This window comes from Pseudomonas sp. BYT-1, from assembly GCF_023611805.1.
Taxonomy (GTDB): Bacteria; Pseudomonadota; Gammaproteobacteria; order Pseudomonadales; family Pseudomonadaceae; genus Aquipseudomonas; species Aquipseudomonas guariconensis.
Genome location: NZ_CP072559.1, coordinates 230,769 through 246,533 on the forward strand (window position 1 = coordinate 230,769; position 15,765 = coordinate 246,533).

Consider the following 15,765-nt stretch of genomic DNA (forward strand, 5'->3'; position numbering starts at 1 on the left):
GCTTGCGCCAACGCATGACAATTGTCGGGATTGATGCAGGGCAATGTGCCACTCGATGCTATGACAGTGATGTGACAGTTTCGATTCGTGGCGTCTTGCACAACTATAGTTACACTCAATCGTGCGCGACTTCCTGTAGGACGTAGGTGCAGCTATGATGGGCAACGTTTTTTATTGCTTACGACCTTGGAGATTTCCATGAGCGACAAAATCAAACACGTCACCGACGCCAGCTTCGAAGCCGACGTACTGCAGGCTCAAGGCCCGGTGCTGGTCGACTACTGGGCTGAATGGTGCGGCCCATGCAAGATGATCGCTCCGGTCCTGGACGACATCGCGGCTACCTACGAAGGCAAGCTGACCGTCGCCAAGCTGAATATCGACGAAAACCAGGAAACCCCTGCCAAGCATGGCGTGCGTGGTATCCCGACCCTGATGCTGTTCAAGAACGGCAACGTCGAAGCGACCAAGGTTGGCGCCCTGTCCAAGTCCCAGCTGGCCGCGTTCCTCGACGCCCACCTGTGATGTGAAAAGCCCCGCACATGCGGGGCTTTTTTCTGGGCCCAAGCGCTTGTGAGTGCAGGATTGCCCGCGAATTCGAGGGTGAAGCCACGGCTGCCTTCACAGGTAAACCGGTTCCCACGAGGCGCGATTTACCCAGTCAAAACCCCTAGACGTCGAAAAAAGCAAGTGTTACATTCGGCCTCGCACTGTTTCTCCAGTGCCCTCTGCACGCCGTCGCCGAAGCATCCCTAATTCGAATCAGTACGCGATCCTGTCGCCATCTAGCGGCGCGGCCTCATTAAGCCAACGCTTAATTCTCCCTTCTTACATGATTACGTCACTCCCCTTATGAACCTGACTGAACTCAAGCAAAAGCCGATTACCGATCTTTTGGAAATGGCCGAACAGATGGGCATCGAAAACATGGCCCGTTCGCGCAAACAGGACGTGATTTTCGCCCTGCTGAAGAAGCATGCGAAAAGCGGCGAAGAGATCTCGGGTGACGGCGTGCTGGAGATTCTCCAGGATGGTTTCGGTTTCCTGCGTTCGGCGGATGCCTCCTACCTGGCCGGCCCTGACGATATCTACGTCTCGCCCAGCCAGATCCGTCGCTTCAACCTGCGCACTGGTGACACCATCGTCGGCAAGATCCGTCCGCCGAAGGAAGGGGAGCGTTACTTCGCCCTGCTGAAAGTCGACACCATCAACTTCGACCGCCCGGAAAACGCGAAGAACAAGATCCTGTTCGAGAACCTGACGCCGCTGTTCCCGAACGAGCGCCTGAAGATGGAAGCCGGCAACGGCTCTACCGAAGACCTCACTGGCCGTGTCATCGACCTGTGCGCACCGATCGGTAAAGGCCAGCGTGGCCTGATCGTCGCTCCGCCGAAAGCGGGCAAGACCATCATGCTGCAGAACATCGCGGCCAATATCACCCGCAACAACCCCGAGTGCCACCTGATCGTCCTGCTGATCGACGAGCGCCCGGAAGAAGTGACCGAGATGCAGCGCACCGTACGCGGCGAAGTGGTCGCCTCGACCTTCGACGAGCCGCCGACCCGTCACGTGCAGGTTGCCGAGATGGTCATCGAGAAGGCCAAGCGCCTGGTCGAGCACAAGAAAGACGTGGTCATCCTGCTCGACTCCATCACCCGTCTGGCCCGTGCCTACAACACCGTCATTCCGAGCTCCGGCAAGGTCCTGACCGGTGGTGTCGACGCCCACGCCCTGGAAAAGCCAAAGCGCTTCTTCGGTGCGGCGCGTAACATCGAGGAAGGTGGTTCGCTGACCATCATCGCCACCGCGCTGGTCGAAACCGGCTCGAAGATGGACGAAGTGATCTACGAAGAGTTCAAGGGCACCGGCAACATGGAGCTGCCGCTGGACCGTCGCATTGCCGAGAAGCGCGTATTCCCGGCCATCAACATCAACAAGTCCGGTACCCGCCGCGAAGAGCTGCTGACCGCCGACGACGAACTGCAGCGCATGTGGATCCTGCGCAAGCTGCTGCACCCGATGGATGAAGTTGCCGCCATCGAATTCTTGGTCGACAAGCTCAAGCAGACCAAGACCAACGACGAGTTCTTCCTGTCGATGAAGCGCAAGTAAGCGCTGTAGATCAGGATGTAATTGGGGCCGCCTCGTGCCCCTTCGCGGGTAAATCCGCTTCCACAGGTTTCGTGCGATTCTGGTGGAAGCAGGTTTACATGCGAAGGGCTGCGAAGCGGCCCCAAGTCATTTTTGCCCCCAACAAAGCCTTGAACGGCGCTACACTCTGCAACCCCGATCGATACGGCCAACACGAGGCTTCTGCATGCAGTATCGCGACTTGCGCGACTTCATCCGTGGCCTGGAACAGCGCGGTGAACTCAAGCGCATCCAGGTTCCGATCTCCCCCATCCTGGAAATGACCGAAGTCTGCGACCGCACCCTGCGCGCCAAGGGCCCGGCGCTGCTGTTCGAAAAGCCCACCGGCTTCGACATGCCTGTGCTGGGTAACCTGTTCGGTACGCCGGAGCGCGTGGCCATGGGCATGGGCGCCGAGTCGGTCGATGAGCTGCGTGAAATCGGTAAGCTGCTGGCCTTCCTCAAGGAGCCCGAGCCGCCGAAAGGGCTCAAGGACGCCTGGTCCAAGCTGCCGATCTTCAAGAAAGTCGTGTCCATGGCGCCGAAGGTCGTCAAGGACGCGGTGTGCCAAGAAGTCGTGGTCGAGGGCGAGGACGTCGACCTCACCCAGCTTCCGATCCAGCACTGCTGGCCGGGCGATGTGGCGCCACTGATCACTTGGGGCCTGACCGTCACCCGCGGCCCCAACAAGGATCGCCAGAATCTCGGTATCTACCGCCAGCAGCTGATCGGCCGCAACAAGGTCATCATGCGTTGGCTGAGCCACCGTGGCGGTGCGCTGGACTACCGTGAATGGTGCGAGAAGCACCCCGGGCAGCCATTCCCCGTGGCCGTTGCCTTGGGGGCGGATCCGGCGACCATCCTCGGTGCCGTGACCCCCGTGCCGGACACGCTCTCCGAATACGCCTTCGCAGGCCTGTTGCGCGGCAATCGCACCGAGCTGGTCAAATGCCGTGGCAGCGACCTGCAGGTGCCGGCCACTGCCGAGATCATTCTCGAAGGGGTGATCCACCCAGGTGAAATGGCCCCGGAAGGGCCGTATGGCGACCACACCGGTTACTACAACGAGGTGGACAGCTTCCCGGTCTTCACCGTCGAGCGCATCACCCACCGGCAAAAGCCGATCTACCACAGCACCTACACTGGCCGTCCGCCGGATGAGCCGGCGATCCTGGGCGTGGCGCTGAACGAAGTGTTCGTGCCGATCCTGCAGAAGCAGTTCCCGGAGATCGTCGATTTCTATCTGCCGCCGGAAGGTTGCTCGTACCGGATGGCGGTGGTGACCATGAAAAAGCAGTATCCAGGGCACGCCAAGCGCGTGATGCTGGGTGTGTGGTCGTTCCTGCGACAGTTCATGTACACCAAGTTCGTTATTGTCACCGACGATGACATCAACGCCCGTGACTGGAACGACGTGATCTGGGCCATCACCACGCGCATGGACCCCAAGCGTGATACGGTGATGATCGACAACACGCCGATCGACTACCTCGACTTCGCGTCGCCGGTATCGGGCCTGGGGTCGAAGATGGGCCTGGATGCCACGCACAAGTGGCCGGGCGAGACTACACGCGAATGGGGGCGTGCCATCGTCAAGGACGAGGCCGTCACCCGCCGTATCGATGAGCTGTGGGATCAGTTGGGAATAGATTGATGCAGGTAACGTTGCAGCCGTCCGGAGCGGTACTGGCCGTCGAGCCCGGAGAACGGATTCTGGATGCGGCCCGGCGTCTGGGTTATGACTGCCCCAACAGCTGCCGCAACGGCAATTGCCACGTTTGCGCCGCGCTGCTGGTAGAAGGGCGGGTGCGCCAAGAAGGTGAAGTTCGCGATCATGGCGAGCTGTTCACCTGCATCGCCGAGCCGCTGGAGGACTGCGTGGTGCTCTGGGATGGTGTGCTGGCCCTGGGTGAGTTGCCGGTGCGCAAGCTGGCCTGCACCTTGAGTGAGTGCGTCGAGGTTGGTGGCGACGTCTGGCGCGTGCGCCTGCGCGCCCCCGCCGGCAAGGCGCCGCGCTATCACGCCGGACAATATCTGATGATCGAACGTGAGGGAGCCGACAAGGCGGCCTTCTCCCTGGCATCGGCCCCCCATGGCGGTCGTGACCTGGAGCTGCATGTGCTGGCGCGTGAAAACAGCGCCCGGCAACTGATCAGCCAGTTGCAGCGCGACGGCGTGGCACGTATCGAACTGCCGTTTGGCGACGCGCACCTGGCCGAATTGCCGGACGGGCCGCTGGTATTGATCGCCGCCGGTACCGGCATGGGCCAGATGCACAGTCTGATCGAGCATTGCCGCGCCCAAGGCTTCAAGCATCCGGTTCACCTGTATTGGGGCGTGCGTCGACCCGAGGACTTCTACCAGATCGAGCATTGGTCCGAATGGGAGCAGTTGCCGAATCTTTTTCTGCACAAGGTGGTGAGTGATCTGTGCGGTTGGGAAGGACGCTGTGGGCTGTTGCATGAAGCGGTCTGCGAAGATATCGCTGACTTGAATCAGGTGCATGTCTATGCCAGTGGTTCGCCCACCATGGTCTACGCGACTCTGGATGCGTTGGTCGAGGCCGGTATGGATGCGCATCGCATGCGCGCCGATGTTTTCGCCTACGCACCGCGGGCCTGAAACAGCACACGGCACACCGCAAAGGTGTGCCGTTTTTAATAACCGAAGTGTGCCATTCGTATTATAAGGCGCTCATTGTTGCCGCCGCGGTTAATAACTTTCACTATACTCGGAACAATACCTGTCTGTTATCCGCAAAGGCAGATGAATACTGGGCTCACGCAATACTTTTGACTTGAGTTCCGGACACTTTCTGCCGTACGGTAATTCCAGCGAGGCGTCACGGCTTTTACAGTGACAGCCTTCGGTAGTTTACGGGGAATAATGGCGGCAGCATGATGTCGACACTTGAAAGTTCGTCGTGGCAGGTGACTTATCCTCCTTCGCTGGATTTCGGTCAGCAGTTGACCGAAGAGCAGTTGCATCACTCCATGAAACTGACCATGTCGCGTCACGAAGGTGGACCGGTGTGGTTGTTCGCCTATGGTTCGCTGATCTGGCGGCCGGAATGCAATTCGGTCGAGCGCCAGCGGGCGCGCGTGCATGGGTACCACAGGGGCCTGTATCTATGGTCCCACGAGCATCGTGGCACGCCCGATTGCCCGGGGCTCGTGTTCGGCCTGGACCGTGGTGGCTCGTGCAGCGGTTTTGCCTATCGCCTGGACGAGAACAACCTGGATGACTCGCTGATGGCCCTGTGGCAACGCGAGATGCCGTACCCGGCGTACCGGCCGCACTGGCTCAACTGCCGGTTGAGCGACGGCAGCAAGGTGCAGGCCCTGGGTTTTGTGCTGGAGCGGCATCTGCCGTGCTATGCCGGCAATCTGCCGGACGCGTTGCTCAGTCAGATTCTGGCCAGTGCCAAAGGGCGCTATGGCAGTACCCGGGACTATGTCGAACAGACGCTCAACGCCTTGCGCAGCCACCAGATGCCCGATCGCAATTTGGAAGCGCGGTTTCGCAGGTGCCATAACCTGCGCGAGGTGTAAGAAACGCCCGTTCCCCATCAAGTGCTTGCGACTCTCGGGGGGCTTGCCGTCCGTGGGCAGGCCTCGCCCAGCCCCCCTATTTGGTCAGCACCACCAACTTGCCCACAGCCTTGCGCTGCGCCAATCGCTCGATGGCTGCACCGGCTTCTGCCAGCGCATAGGTCTGCGACACCAGCGGTTTGAGCTTGCCCTCGGCATGCCAGACGAACAACTGGCGGAAGTTGGCTGCGTTGTCCTCGGGCTGGCGCTGGGCGAAAGCGCCCCAGAACACGCCCAGCACTGCGGCGCCCTTGAGCAATGCCAGGTTCACGGGTAACTGGGGGATGGTCCCGCTGGCAAAGCCCACCACCAGTAGTCGACCGTTCCAGGCCAGACCGCGTACGGCCTGCTCGAACAGTTCGCCACCCACCGGGTCGTAGACCACATCGACGCCCTGGCCCCCGGTCAGGCGCTTGATTTCATCCTTCAGGCTGGCCTGGCTGTAGTCGATCAGCTCATCGGCTCCGGCAGCCTTGGCGACGGCGAGCTTCTCGGCGCTGCTGGCTGCGGCGATCACCCGGGCGCCCATGGCTTTGCCGATCTCCACGGCGGCCAAGCCCACGCCGCCGGATGCACCGAGCACCAATAGGGTTTCGCCGGCCTTGAGCTGGCCGCGCTGGCGCAGAGCATGCATCGAGGTGCCATAAGTCATGCCGAACGCTGCAGCGGTGGCGAAGTCCATCGACGCGGGAATCGGCAGCACGTTATAGAAGGGCACGGCGACCTGCTCGGCGAAGCTGCCCCAGCCGGTCAGTGCCATGACCCGGTCGCCGACCGCGAAGGCGCCGGCCTTATCCCCGACCGCCGCTACCACGCCGGCCGCTTCACCCCCAGGGGAGAACGGCAGCGGTGGCTGGAACTGGTACTTGCCCTCGATGATCAAGGTATCAGGAAAGTTGACGCCGGCGGCATGAACCTCCAGCAGAAGCTCGTTCTTCTTCGGTACCGGGCTTGCCACCTCCTCCAGCACCAGGTTTTGCGCAGGGCCGAGGGTTTTGCACAACACTGCTTTCATCGGGGCTATTCCTTTGCGTGCGTTGGCCGATAAGTGTAGGAGGGGCACAGGACGGGTCAACGAGCATGCCCCGCCCTGATGGGGCGGCATAAGCCCGGGCTTGGGTTTGAGCGATGTGCTGGGTAAGCTGGCGCCAACTGTATTGAGGAGCGAATTCGTGAAAGCGTGGATCTTGATGATGCTGGCCTTGTTGTTGCCAGCGGCGGCCCTGGCCGAGGAAGCCAAGGAAGGAGAGCCCAAGGTGGCCTACATCAGCCTAAGTCCACCTTTCGTCGGCAACTATGCCCTCGACGGCAGCCCCAAGCTGCGTGTGTACAAGGCCGACGTTGCCCTGCGCGTGACCGGTGATGCCGCGGCCACCGCGGTCAAGCACCATGAACCGCTGATTCGCAACCAGCTGGTGGCACTGTTCACCCAGCAGGGTGTGGACAACATGAGCAATGTCGAGGCCAAGGAAAAGCTGCGCCAGGAAGCGCTCAAGCAGGTTCAGCAGGTGATGGAAGCCGAGGAAGGCAAGCCGATCGTCGAGGACTTGTTGTTCAATAACCTGATCGTGCAATAAACGCGCTTTTCACCGGTGGACCCGTTCCCGCAAGGCTTACGGGCCTGCGGGGCCGGGTTTACCAGTGTGTCAGGTCGTCAGCGCCAAAATCGCTGTCCACTGTTCGGCCGTGACCGGCATTACCGACAAGCGGCTGCCTTTTTGCACCAACGGCAGTTCGTCGAGGGCGGCCTGCTGCTTGAGCAGCCCGAGGCCCAGCACCTGGCGAAAGGTCTTCACATGGGCAACGTCCACGGCGCTCCAGGGGTTCTTCTCGGCAGTGGCCTTGGCGTCGTAGTAATGGCTCTCGGGGTCGAGCGCGGTCGGGTCGGGATAGGCCGAGGCAGTGATGCGCGCGATACCGGCAATGCCCGGCTGTGGGCAGCTGGAGTGGTAAAAGAAGAATTCGTCGCCCACGCTCATGGCGCGCAGGAAATTACGGGCCTGATAGTTGCGCACCCCGTCCCAGCGCGCCTGTCCGAGACCTGCCAGGGCTTCGATGGAGAGCTCGTCTGGCTCGGATTTCATCAGCCAATAGGCCATGGGTGAGGCTCCTGAAAAAGTTTGAAATAACCTGACGCATTTAACCGACAGTCGGTTGGCGTCAACGTTTGCGTGTCGACTCAGGTTGTCGGAAAATGCGCCGATTTTAAGCTTGACGCTCCGGCAGCACCAAGAAGGTTGCCGAGCCTGACTGTTTGCCTAGGGGGGCAATCATCAATGAACCAACGCAAACCGGACCTGCTCTGGATCCTGGTCTTTATCTTTGGCCTGGGTGTCGTCACCACCGGTTATGCGCAGAGTTTCCTTGAGCGCAAGGTGGACGCCGCCTACCAGATGCCGGTAGATCCAGCCCAGCCGCAGCGCTGATCTGTCCGCAGGCGCCGTTCAAGCCGGCGCCAGGTACCAGCCTCGGTCCGAGACCGTTCCCTTGAGCGGAACATCCCAACTGGCCTGAGCTAGCCGCTCCACTTTCTGGCACTCATGGGCCAGCCCCAGCAGCAGCGGTTTCTTCCACGTCTTGCGGCGCGCCTGGTAAGCCAGGCTGCGGTCATAGAAGCCGCCTCCCATGCCCAGGCGCCCCCCCACCTCGTCGAATCCCACCAATGGCAGCAGGATCAGGTCCAATGACCAGATCGGCCGTTGGCGCTTGCGTTCGACCACAGGTTCAGGAATGCGGAAGCGGTTGGGGCGCAGCTTTTCGCCGTGCTCGAAACGCTGGAAAACCATGCGCGTGCGCGGCCAGGCATGCAGTACCGGCAGGTAGACACGCTTGCCGCGTCGTTGGGCCTCGCGCAGCAACAGGCGCGGATCGATCTCGCCATCGTTGGGCAGATACAGGGCGATGTGCCGGGCGCGGCGGAACAACGGATGCTGGGCCAGCTGGCGGTACAGGCCGAGGGAGGCTTGGCGTTGTTGGGCGGGCGTCAGTGCGCGGCGGGCATTGCGAAGCAGACGGCGCAATTGGGGGCGGGTGAGCGGCGCGGTGTCGGTCATGGCACAGGCGTTCCCAGATGTGCCGGACGCCGTGGCGACCGGACGATTTGCCCGCCAGGGCAGGCGGGCAAGAAAGAATTCAGGCTCCCCGACAAGACCGCTATCGGTGTAGCCCTTGAACCCGAAAGTTCAAGGTGGAGATTGCAGGGGGCGTTAAGGCTTTCCGTCGGGCGGACATGCACACCGGCCCCAGCGTGCAACCCCCGTGGTTGTGCGTATCGGCTCAGGGACATAACCGACTGGCGCATCCCCCAGGGAGTGGCGCCAGTATACCAAGCTCAGCCGATTTTGGTATCCGCGTCGTCGGACAGCGCCTGGTCGACCCGCTCGAGCAGGTCGCGCACTTGCTCGCGTGTGGTGCCGCTGGCGGCAACATCCGGACGCTCCTGACGGTGCAGCAGTTCGTGGGTGATGTTCAGGGCTGCCATGACCGCGATGCGGTCCGCACCGATCACCTTGCCGCTGCTGCGGATCTCGCGCATCTTGCCATCCAGGTAGCGGGCGGCGCTGACCAGGTTGTTGCGCTCTTCCGGCGGGCAGATGATCGAGTATTCCTTGTCGAGGATCTGGACGGTGACGCTATTGCTTGAACTCATGAGTCTTGCTCCAGGGCCTTGAGGCGTAAAATCATCGACTCGACCTTTCGCCTTGCGATCTCGTTCTTTTCGATGAGGTGGGCGCGCTCCTCGCGCCAGGATTTTTCCTGCGCTAGTAGGAGTGCATTTTGCCGTTTTAGTTGCTCGACTCGCTCGATCAGCAACTCGAATCGGCTCATCAGCGCTTGCAAGTCGTTCTCTGGCATGGGTTGCACTCGATTCGCTCCCTCGTTGACTGCCTGGCGATCATGCCTCTTCCGGGGGCGGTACAGCCAGTGCGGATGGTCTTGGCGCGCCTGCCGGTGCTAGGATACAAGGTCTTCATTCTAGTCATTGCGCCGCCTGGCGCCTAGCTGCCCATGCCCAATACCCAATCGCCCTACACTGCCTTCGCCACGCTGCTCTCCAGCAATGGCCATCCTGTCTCCCCCGCCGAACTGCACGGCCTGCTGATCGGTCGCAGCTGCGCCGGCGCAGGCTTCGATGCCGATTCCTGGCTGGCCGACGCCGCCGGTGCGCTGGAGAACGAGCCGGTGGATGCCGTGCGCGCCGCCTTGCTTGGTCTGCAGGAAATGGTCAAGGCCGAGCTCACTGGCGAAGACATTGCCATCGTCCTGCTGCTGCCGGGCGACGATGCGCCGCTGACCGAGCGTGCCACTGCCCTGGGCCAATGGTGCCAGGGCTTCATCACAGGCTTCGGGCTCAACGCCGGCGGCAAGGACCTCTCCGACGAAGCCAAGGAAGTCCTACAGGACTTGGTGGCCATTTCCCAGGTTCAGGACGCCCTCGAAGAGTCCGAGGACGGTGAGAGCGACTACATGGAAGTCATGGAGTACCTGCGCGTCGCCCCGTTGTTGCTGTACACCGAGCTGGCCAAACCCGCTGCGCCCGCGCCCAAGCCATCGCTGCACTGATACCCCGGGGGTCCTGCCCATGAGCCATATTCCGAAGGCCGAATATGCCCGTCGGCGCAAGGCGCTGATGGCGCAGATGGTCCCCAACAGCATCGCCATCCTGCCGGCGGCCGCGGTTGCCATCCGCAATCGCGACGTCGAGCACGTTTACCGGCAGGACAGCGACTTCCAGTACCTGAGTGGCTTCCCTGAGCCCGAGGCGGTCATCGCGCTGATTCCTGGCCGTGAGCATGGCGAGTACGTGCTGTTCTGCCGCGAGCGCAACCCTGAGCGTGAGCTGTGGGATGGCCTGCGTGCCGGCCAGGAAGGCGCGATCCGCGACTTTGGCGCCGACGACGCCTTCCCCATTACCGATATCGACGAGATCCTGCCCGGCCTGATAGAAGGCCGCGACCGGGTCTATACCGCCATGGGCAGCAATCCCGAGTTCGACCGCCGGTTGATGGAGTGGATCAACGTGATTCGCTCCAAGGCGCGGCTCGGCGCCCAGCCTCCGAACGAATTCGTTGCCCTGGATCACCTGCTGCACGACATGCGCCTGTATAAATCGGCGGCAGAGGTGAAGGTGATGCGCACCGCCGCGAAGATTTCCGCGCAAGCTCACGTGCGGGCCATGCAGGCGTGCCGGGCCGGGTTGCACGAATACAGCCTGGAAGCAGAACTGGATTACGTATTCCGCAAAGGCGGCGCGAAGATGCCGGCCTATGGTTCGATCGTTGCGGCCGGACGCAACGCCTGCATCCTGCACTACCAGCAGAACGACGCCCCACTCAAGGATGGCGACCTGGTGCTGATCGATGCCGGCTGTGAAATCGACTGCTACGCCAGCGACATCACCCGGACCTTCCCGGTCAGCGGGCGTTTTTCGCCGGAGCAGAAAGCCATCTACGAACTGGTGCTCAAGGCCCAGGCCGCCGCGTTCGCCGAGATCGCGCCGGGCAAGCACTGGAACCACGCCCATGAGGCGACCGTGCGGGTTATCACCGAGGGGCTGGTGGAGTTGGGGCTGCTCAAAGGTGACGTGCAAGCGCTGATCGACAGCGAGGCCCATCGTGCGTTCTACATGCATCGCGCCGGTCACTGGCTGGGCATGGATGTGCACGATGTGGGCGATTACAAGGTGGGCGGGCAGTGGCGCGTGCTCGAGCCGGGCATGGCGCTGACCGTCGAGCCCGGTATCTACATTGCCGCCGACAACCAGAACGTCGCGAAGAAATGGCGCGGCATCGGCGTAAGGATCGAGGACGATGTGGTGGTGACCAAGCAGGGCTGTGAAATTCTGACCTCCGACGTACCGCGCACGGTTGCCGAGATCGAAGCGTTGATGGCCGCCGCCCGCAAGGACGCGGCATGAACCGGGTCAACCTGGCGATCATCGGTGGCGGCCTGGTCGGGGCCAGCCTAGCCCTGGCCTTGCAGGCCGGCGCCAAGGCGCGCGGTTGGAAGATTCTGCTGATCGAGCCGTTCGCCCCGGGTCACAGCTTCCAGCCCAGCTACGATGCCCGCTCCTCGGCGTTGTCCTACGGCACCCGGCAAATCTATGAGCACTTGGGCCTGTGGCAGCTGATCAGCCAACGCGCCGAGCCAATTAGCCAGATCCAGGTGTCCGACCGAGGTCGCTTCGGCGCCACCCGCCTGGATGCGATCGAGGAAGGCGTGCCGGCGCTGGGCTATGTGGTGGAGAACGCCTGGCTTGGCCAATGCCTGTGGCAGAGCCTTGATGCCGATGTGGTGAGCTGGCGTTGTCCGGCCGAGGTCAAGGCCATGCAGGCTGTCGCCGGCGGCTACCGCTTGCTGCTGGACGACGACACCAGCCTTGAGTGCGACCTCGCGGTACTCGCCGACGGTGGCCGCTCGGGCTTGCGCGAACAACTGGGCATCCATGTCCGGCGTACCCCCTATGAACAAAGCGCACTGATCGCCAACATCACCCCGGGCGAAGCCCATCGCGGGCAGGCCTTCGAACGGTTCACCGAGCAGGGCCCGATGGCCTTGCTGCCGCTGCCGGAAAACCGCTGTGCGCTCGTCTGGACCCGCCAAGGGATGGACGCCCAGCGCCTGGCCGAGATCGACGAACGCAGCTTCCTGCGTGAACTGCAAGATGTATTCGGCTACCGCCTGGGCGCCCTGCGTCAGGTAGGGGTGCGCCATCTGTATCCGCTCGCCTTGATCGAAGCCCAGGAGCAGGTGCGTCCACATCTGGTGGTGCTGGGCAACGCGGCCCACAGCCTGCACCCGATCGCAGGGCAGGGCTTCAACCTGTCGCTGCGTGACGTGCAGTCGCTGGCCGAAGCCCTGCTGGCCGGCCCGCAGCCGCTGGGCGACCTTGCCACGTTGCAGGCCTACCATCAGCGTCAGCAACTGGACCAGGCCATGACCATCGGTTTTTCCGACCAGGTCACCCGCTTGTTCGGCAGCAGCCAGCCTTTGCTGGCCGCCGGTCGCAACCTTGGGTTGCTCGGCCTGGACCTGCTGCCGCCGGCCAAGCGCTGGTTCGCCCGACAGGCCATGGGCCTGGGTACCCGTCCCGACCCGCGAGGCCGTGCATGAGCGATTCGCGCAGGCTCGCCCGAAAGGCCCGCATGTTGCGGTGGCTGCTCAACCTCTACCCACCCTATCTGGGCGCCGGTATCCGCGTGCAGCACATCAGTCCCGACATGCGCAGCATCAGGGTGCGCATGAAGCTGACCCGTTGGAACCGCAACTACGTCGGCACCCAGTTCGGTGGCAGCCTCTATTCGATGGTCGATCCTTTCTACATGTTGTTGTTGATCGAGCGACTCGGGCGTGAATACATCGTCTGGGACAAGGCCGCCACCATCGATTTCATCGCACCCGGCAAAGGCCCGGTATTCGCCGAATTCCATGTCGATGACGCGTTGCTGGAGGACATTCGCCAGCAGACCGCCAGCGGCAAGAAGTACCTGCCTCGTTTGCAGGTCGATATCCGCGACGGTGCCGGCGAACTGGTTGCGCGGGTCGATAAAACCCTTTATGTGCGGCTCAAGCCGCAAGCGAGGCAGGCGTAAGGCATGGAAATGCGCGCAGATCTGTTGATTGTCGGTGCCGGTATGGTCGGCAGCGCCCTGGCCTTGGCCTTGCGCCACAGCGGCCTGGAAATTCTCCTGCTCGACGGCAGCCCGCTGTCGGTCAAACCCTTCGATGCCCAAGGGCCATTCGAACCCCGCGTCAGCGCACTGTCGGCGGCCAGCCAGCGTATCCTCGAGCGCCTGGGCGCCTGGGAAGGCATCGCCGGGCGCCGGGTCTCTCCGTATACGGACATGCACGTCTGGGATGGCAGCGGTACGGGTCAGATCCACTTCTCGGCAGCCAGCGTGCACGCCCAGGTGCTTGGCCATATCGTCGAGAACCGCGTGGTGCAGGATAGCCTGCTGGAGCGTCTTCACGACAGTGACGTCGGCCTGCTGTCCAATGCTCGCCTGGAGCAGATGCGCCGCTCCGGCGACGAATGGCTGCTGACCCTGGCCGATGGGCGGACCCTGCGTGCGCCGCTGGTGGTGGCCGCCGATGGCGCCAACTCCGCGGTACGCAAGCTGACCGGTTGTGAAACCCGTGAGTGGGATTACCTGCACCACGCCATCGTCACCAGCGTGCGCTGCAGCGAGGCGCACCAGGCCACGGCCTGGCAACGCTTTACCGATGAAGGGCCGCTGGCTTTCCTGCCGTTGTCCCGTGATGACGGGCAGGCCTGGTGCTCGATCGTCTGGTCGACCACGCCGGAGCAGGCCGAGAAACTCATGGCCTTGGATGACGCCGCCTTCTGCGAGGCGCTCGGTCGTGCTTTCGAGGGGCACCTGGGTGAGGTGGTGAGTGCCGATCCACGGCTTTGCGTGCCGCTGCGCCAGCGCCATGCCAAGCGCTATGTGGACGAGGGGCTGGCGCTGATCGGCGACGCCGCGCACACCATCCATCCGCTGGCCGGACAGGGCGTCAACCTGGGCTTTCTGGATGCTGCCGTGTTGGCCGAGGAGCTGGAGCGCGCCTGCGAGCGTGGCGAACGGCTCGCCGACGTGAAGGTGCTGAGCCGCTTCGAGCGGCGACGCATGCCGCACAACTTGGCGTTGATGGCAGCGATGGAAGGTTTCGAGCGGCTGTTCCAGGCTGATCCATTGCCGCTGCGCTGGCTACGCAACAGCGGGTTGAAGCTGGTGGAGCAGATGCCGGAGGCAAAGGCGTTGTTCGTGCGCCAGGCGCTGGGGCTTTCCGGGGATCTGCCGGCCTTGGCCAAGGCCTGAGGGCGTCCGGCAACATTCGGTAACGTCTGCGCAGGTGAGGTAGATAATGGGATTCACTACCATTTGCACCTCTCAACTCAGCGAGGAAGACCCCGATGTTGCCACGCAAGCCCCTATTGGCCGCTCTGGCCCTGACCCTGTTCGGCGGCACTGCCCAGGCGGCGGACGAAGTGGTGGTGTATTCCTCGCGCATCGACGAGCTGATCAAGCCAGTGTTCGACGCCTACACCGCCAAGACCGGCGTGAAGATCAAGTTCATCACCGACAAGGAAGCCCCATTGATGCAACGCATCAAGGCCGAGGGCGAGAACGGCGTGGCCGACCTGCTGCTCACCGTCGATGCCGGCAACCTCTGGCAGGCTGAACAGATGGGCATCCTGCAACCGATCAAATCGGACGTCATCGACCAGAACATCCCTTCCCAGTACCGCGCTTCCTCCCACGACTGGACAGGCCTGAGCCTGCGTGCGCGGACCATTGCCTACTCCACCGAGCGGGTAAAACCCCAAGAGCTGACCACCTACGAAGCCCTGGCCGACAAGCAATGGGAAGGCCGTCTGTGCCTGCGCACGGCCAAGAAGGTCTACAACCAGTCGCTGACTGCGACCCTGATCGAGAACCACGGCGAGGCCAAGACCCAGGAAATCATCAAGGGTTGGGTGAACAACCTGTCCACCGATGTGTTCTCTGACGACACCGCCGTGCTCCAGGCCATCGAGGCCGGTCAGTGCGACGTGGGCATCGTCAACACCTATTACTACGGTCGTCTGCACAAGGAAAAGCCCAACCTGCCGGTCAAGCTGTTCTGGCCCAACCAGGGCGACCGTGGCGTGCATGTCAACTTGTCGGGCATCGGCCTGACCAAGCACGCGCCGCACCCGGAGGCGGCGAAGAAGCTGGTCGAGTGGATGACCGGCGTCGAGGCGCAGAAGCTGTTTGCCGACATCAACCAGGAATTCCCGGCCAACCCGAAGGTCCAGCCGTCCGAGGAAGTCGCGGCCTGGGGTAGTTTCAAGGCCGACAGCATTCCGGTGGAAGTGGCCGGCAAACGCCAGGCCGAGGCCATTCGCTTGATGGACCGGGCTGGCTGGAACTAAGCCCCAGGCTTTATCCTTCAGGGCCTGCAAAGGCCCTTCGCGGGTAAACCCGCTCCCCAGGAACACCCGCTCCCTCGAGGGTGTTCCTGGGGAGCGGGTTTACCTGCGAACGACCGCGCAGCGGTCGCC

At 62.6% G+C, this 15,765-nt stretch carries 18 protein-coding genes and 1 other RNA gene; 13 read left to right on the forward strand and 6 right to left on the reverse strand.

All coding sequences use genetic code 11. The features are described from left to right. Nucleotides 1-198 precede the first annotated feature (198 nt). From trxA to J5X93_RS01105, 5 genes are all read left to right on the forward strand, one after another. A complete protein-coding gene (gene trxA / locus J5X93_RS01085; protein WP_012274768.1) occupies nt 199-525 on the forward strand; it encodes a thioredoxin TrxA in 327 nt (108 codons plus the stop codon). 327 nt (nt 526-852) lie between these two features. Beyond that, entirely contained in the window at nt 853-2,112 is a 1,260-nt protein-coding gene (rho, locus tag J5X93_RS01090; RefSeq protein ID WP_043212134.1) for a transcription termination factor Rho, read from the forward strand. A 205-nt stretch (nt 2,113-2,317) separates the two neighbouring features. Further along, a complete protein-coding gene (gene ubiD, locus J5X93_RS01095) occupies nt 2,318-3,784 on the forward strand; it encodes a 4-hydroxy-3-polyprenylbenzoate decarboxylase (RefSeq protein ID WP_070093669.1) in 1,467 nt (488 codons plus the stop codon). Beyond that, nucleotides 3,784-4,752 (forward strand): CDP-6-deoxy-delta-3,4-glucoseen reductase, encoded by a 969-nt coding sequence (locus J5X93_RS01100; RefSeq protein ID WP_043212136.1) that lies wholly within the window; start codon nt 3,784-3,786, stop codon nt 4,750-4,752. Before ubiD ends, J5X93_RS01100 begins: the two co-directional genes overlap by 1 nt. A gap of 278 nt (nt 4,753-5,030) precedes the next feature. Continuing rightward, nucleotides 5,031-5,681, forward strand: a complete 651-nt coding sequence (locus tag J5X93_RS01105) for a gamma-glutamylcyclotransferase (RefSeq protein ID WP_043212177.1) — start codon at nt 5,031-5,033, stop codon at nt 5,679-5,681. A gap of 76 nt (nt 5,682-5,757) precedes the next feature. Here J5X93_RS01105 and J5X93_RS01110 read toward each other — a convergent pair whose 3' ends face one another. Next, nucleotides 5,758-6,735, reverse strand: coding sequence for an NADPH:quinone oxidoreductase family protein (locus J5X93_RS01110; RefSeq protein ID WP_090343480.1), 978 nt, complete (start codon nt 6,733-6,735; stop codon nt 5,758-5,760). Nucleotides 6,736-6,892: 157 nt separating this feature from the next. On the opposite strand from J5X93_RS01110, the gene J5X93_RS01115 reads away from it, so the two are divergent. After that, nucleotides 6,893-7,297, forward strand: a complete 405-nt coding sequence (locus J5X93_RS01115; protein ID WP_043212140.1) for a flagellar basal body-associated protein FliL — start codon at nt 6,893-6,895, stop codon at nt 7,295-7,297. A gap of 69 nt (nt 7,298-7,366) precedes the next feature. Here J5X93_RS01115 and J5X93_RS01120 read toward each other — a convergent pair whose 3' ends face one another. Beyond that, complete coding sequence (locus J5X93_RS01120; RefSeq protein ID WP_250034282.1) at nt 7,367-7,819, reverse strand: EVE domain-containing protein; 453 nt, start codon at nt 7,817-7,819, stop codon at nt 7,367-7,369. A gap of 177 nt (nt 7,820-7,996) precedes the next feature. On the opposite strand from J5X93_RS01120, the gene J5X93_RS01125 reads away from it, so the two are divergent. Beyond that, complete coding sequence (locus J5X93_RS01125) at nt 7,997-8,146, forward strand: hypothetical protein (protein WP_167358061.1); 150 nt, start codon at nt 7,997-7,999, stop codon at nt 8,144-8,146. An 18-nt stretch (nt 8,147-8,164) separates the two neighbouring features. Here J5X93_RS01125 and J5X93_RS01130 read toward each other — a convergent pair whose 3' ends face one another. From J5X93_RS01130 to J5X93_RS01145, 4 genes are all read right to left on the reverse strand, one after another. Next, entirely contained in the window at nt 8,165-8,773 is a 609-nt protein-coding gene (locus J5X93_RS01130; protein WP_102081397.1) for a 5-formyltetrahydrofolate cyclo-ligase, read from the reverse strand. Between the two features lie 81 nt (nt 8,774-8,854). Then, nucleotides 8,855-9,034, reverse strand: a non-coding RNA gene (ssrS, locus tag J5X93_RS01135) — 6S RNA. Between the two features lie 17 nt (nt 9,035-9,051). Continuing rightward, nucleotides 9,052-9,369 carry a cell division protein ZapA gene (locus J5X93_RS01140; protein ID WP_043212146.1) on the reverse strand — a complete coding sequence of 106 codons (318 nt, stop codon included), beginning with the start codon at nt 9,367-9,369 and terminating at the stop codon, nt 9,052-9,054. Then, nucleotides 9,366-9,575: a TIGR02449 family protein gene (locus tag J5X93_RS01145; protein WP_043212148.1), complete on the reverse strand. Its 210-nt coding sequence runs from the start codon at nt 9,573-9,575 to the stop codon at nt 9,366-9,368. The genes J5X93_RS01140 and J5X93_RS01145 overlap by 4 nt, the downstream gene beginning before the upstream one ends. A gap of 153 nt (nt 9,576-9,728) precedes the next feature. Here J5X93_RS01145 and J5X93_RS01150 point away from each other — a divergent pair, with 153 nt between their 5' ends. The 6 genes from J5X93_RS01150 to J5X93_RS01175 all read left to right on the forward strand — a co-directional run bounded on the left by J5X93_RS01150 (nt 9,729) and on the right by J5X93_RS01175 (nt 15,636). Next, complete coding sequence (locus tag J5X93_RS01150) at nt 9,729-10,283, forward strand: YecA/YgfB family protein (RefSeq protein WP_043212150.1); 555 nt, start codon at nt 9,729-9,731, stop codon at nt 10,281-10,283. 19 nt (nt 10,284-10,302) lie between these two features. Further along, nucleotides 10,303-11,637 (forward strand): Xaa-Pro aminopeptidase, encoded by a 1,335-nt coding sequence (gene pepP / locus J5X93_RS01155; protein ID WP_043212152.1) that lies wholly within the window; start codon nt 10,303-10,305, stop codon nt 11,635-11,637. Next, on the forward strand, nt 11,634-12,833 hold the full coding sequence (gene ubiH, locus J5X93_RS01160; protein WP_090343476.1) for a 2-octaprenyl-6-methoxyphenyl hydroxylase: 1,200 nt from the start codon (nt 11,634-11,636) through the stop codon (nt 12,831-12,833). Before pepP ends, ubiH begins: the two co-directional genes overlap by 4 nt. Next, a complete protein-coding gene (locus J5X93_RS01165) occupies nt 12,830-13,312 on the forward strand; it encodes a DUF4442 domain-containing protein (protein ID WP_043212156.1) in 483 nt (160 codons plus the stop codon). The genes ubiH and J5X93_RS01165 overlap by 4 nt, the downstream gene beginning before the upstream one ends. 9 nt (nt 13,313-13,321) lie before the next feature. Then, nucleotides 13,322-14,539, forward strand: a complete 1,218-nt coding sequence (locus J5X93_RS01170; protein ID WP_178113792.1) for a 2-octaprenyl-3-methyl-6-methoxy-1,4-benzoquinol hydroxylase — start codon at nt 13,322-13,324, stop codon at nt 14,537-14,539. A gap of 95 nt (nt 14,540-14,634) precedes the next feature. Beyond that, on the forward strand, nt 14,635-15,636 hold the full coding sequence (locus J5X93_RS01175; RefSeq protein ID WP_070571787.1) for an extracellular solute-binding protein: 1,002 nt from the start codon (nt 14,635-14,637) through the stop codon (nt 15,634-15,636). Nucleotides 15,637-15,765: the final 129 nt, after the last annotated feature.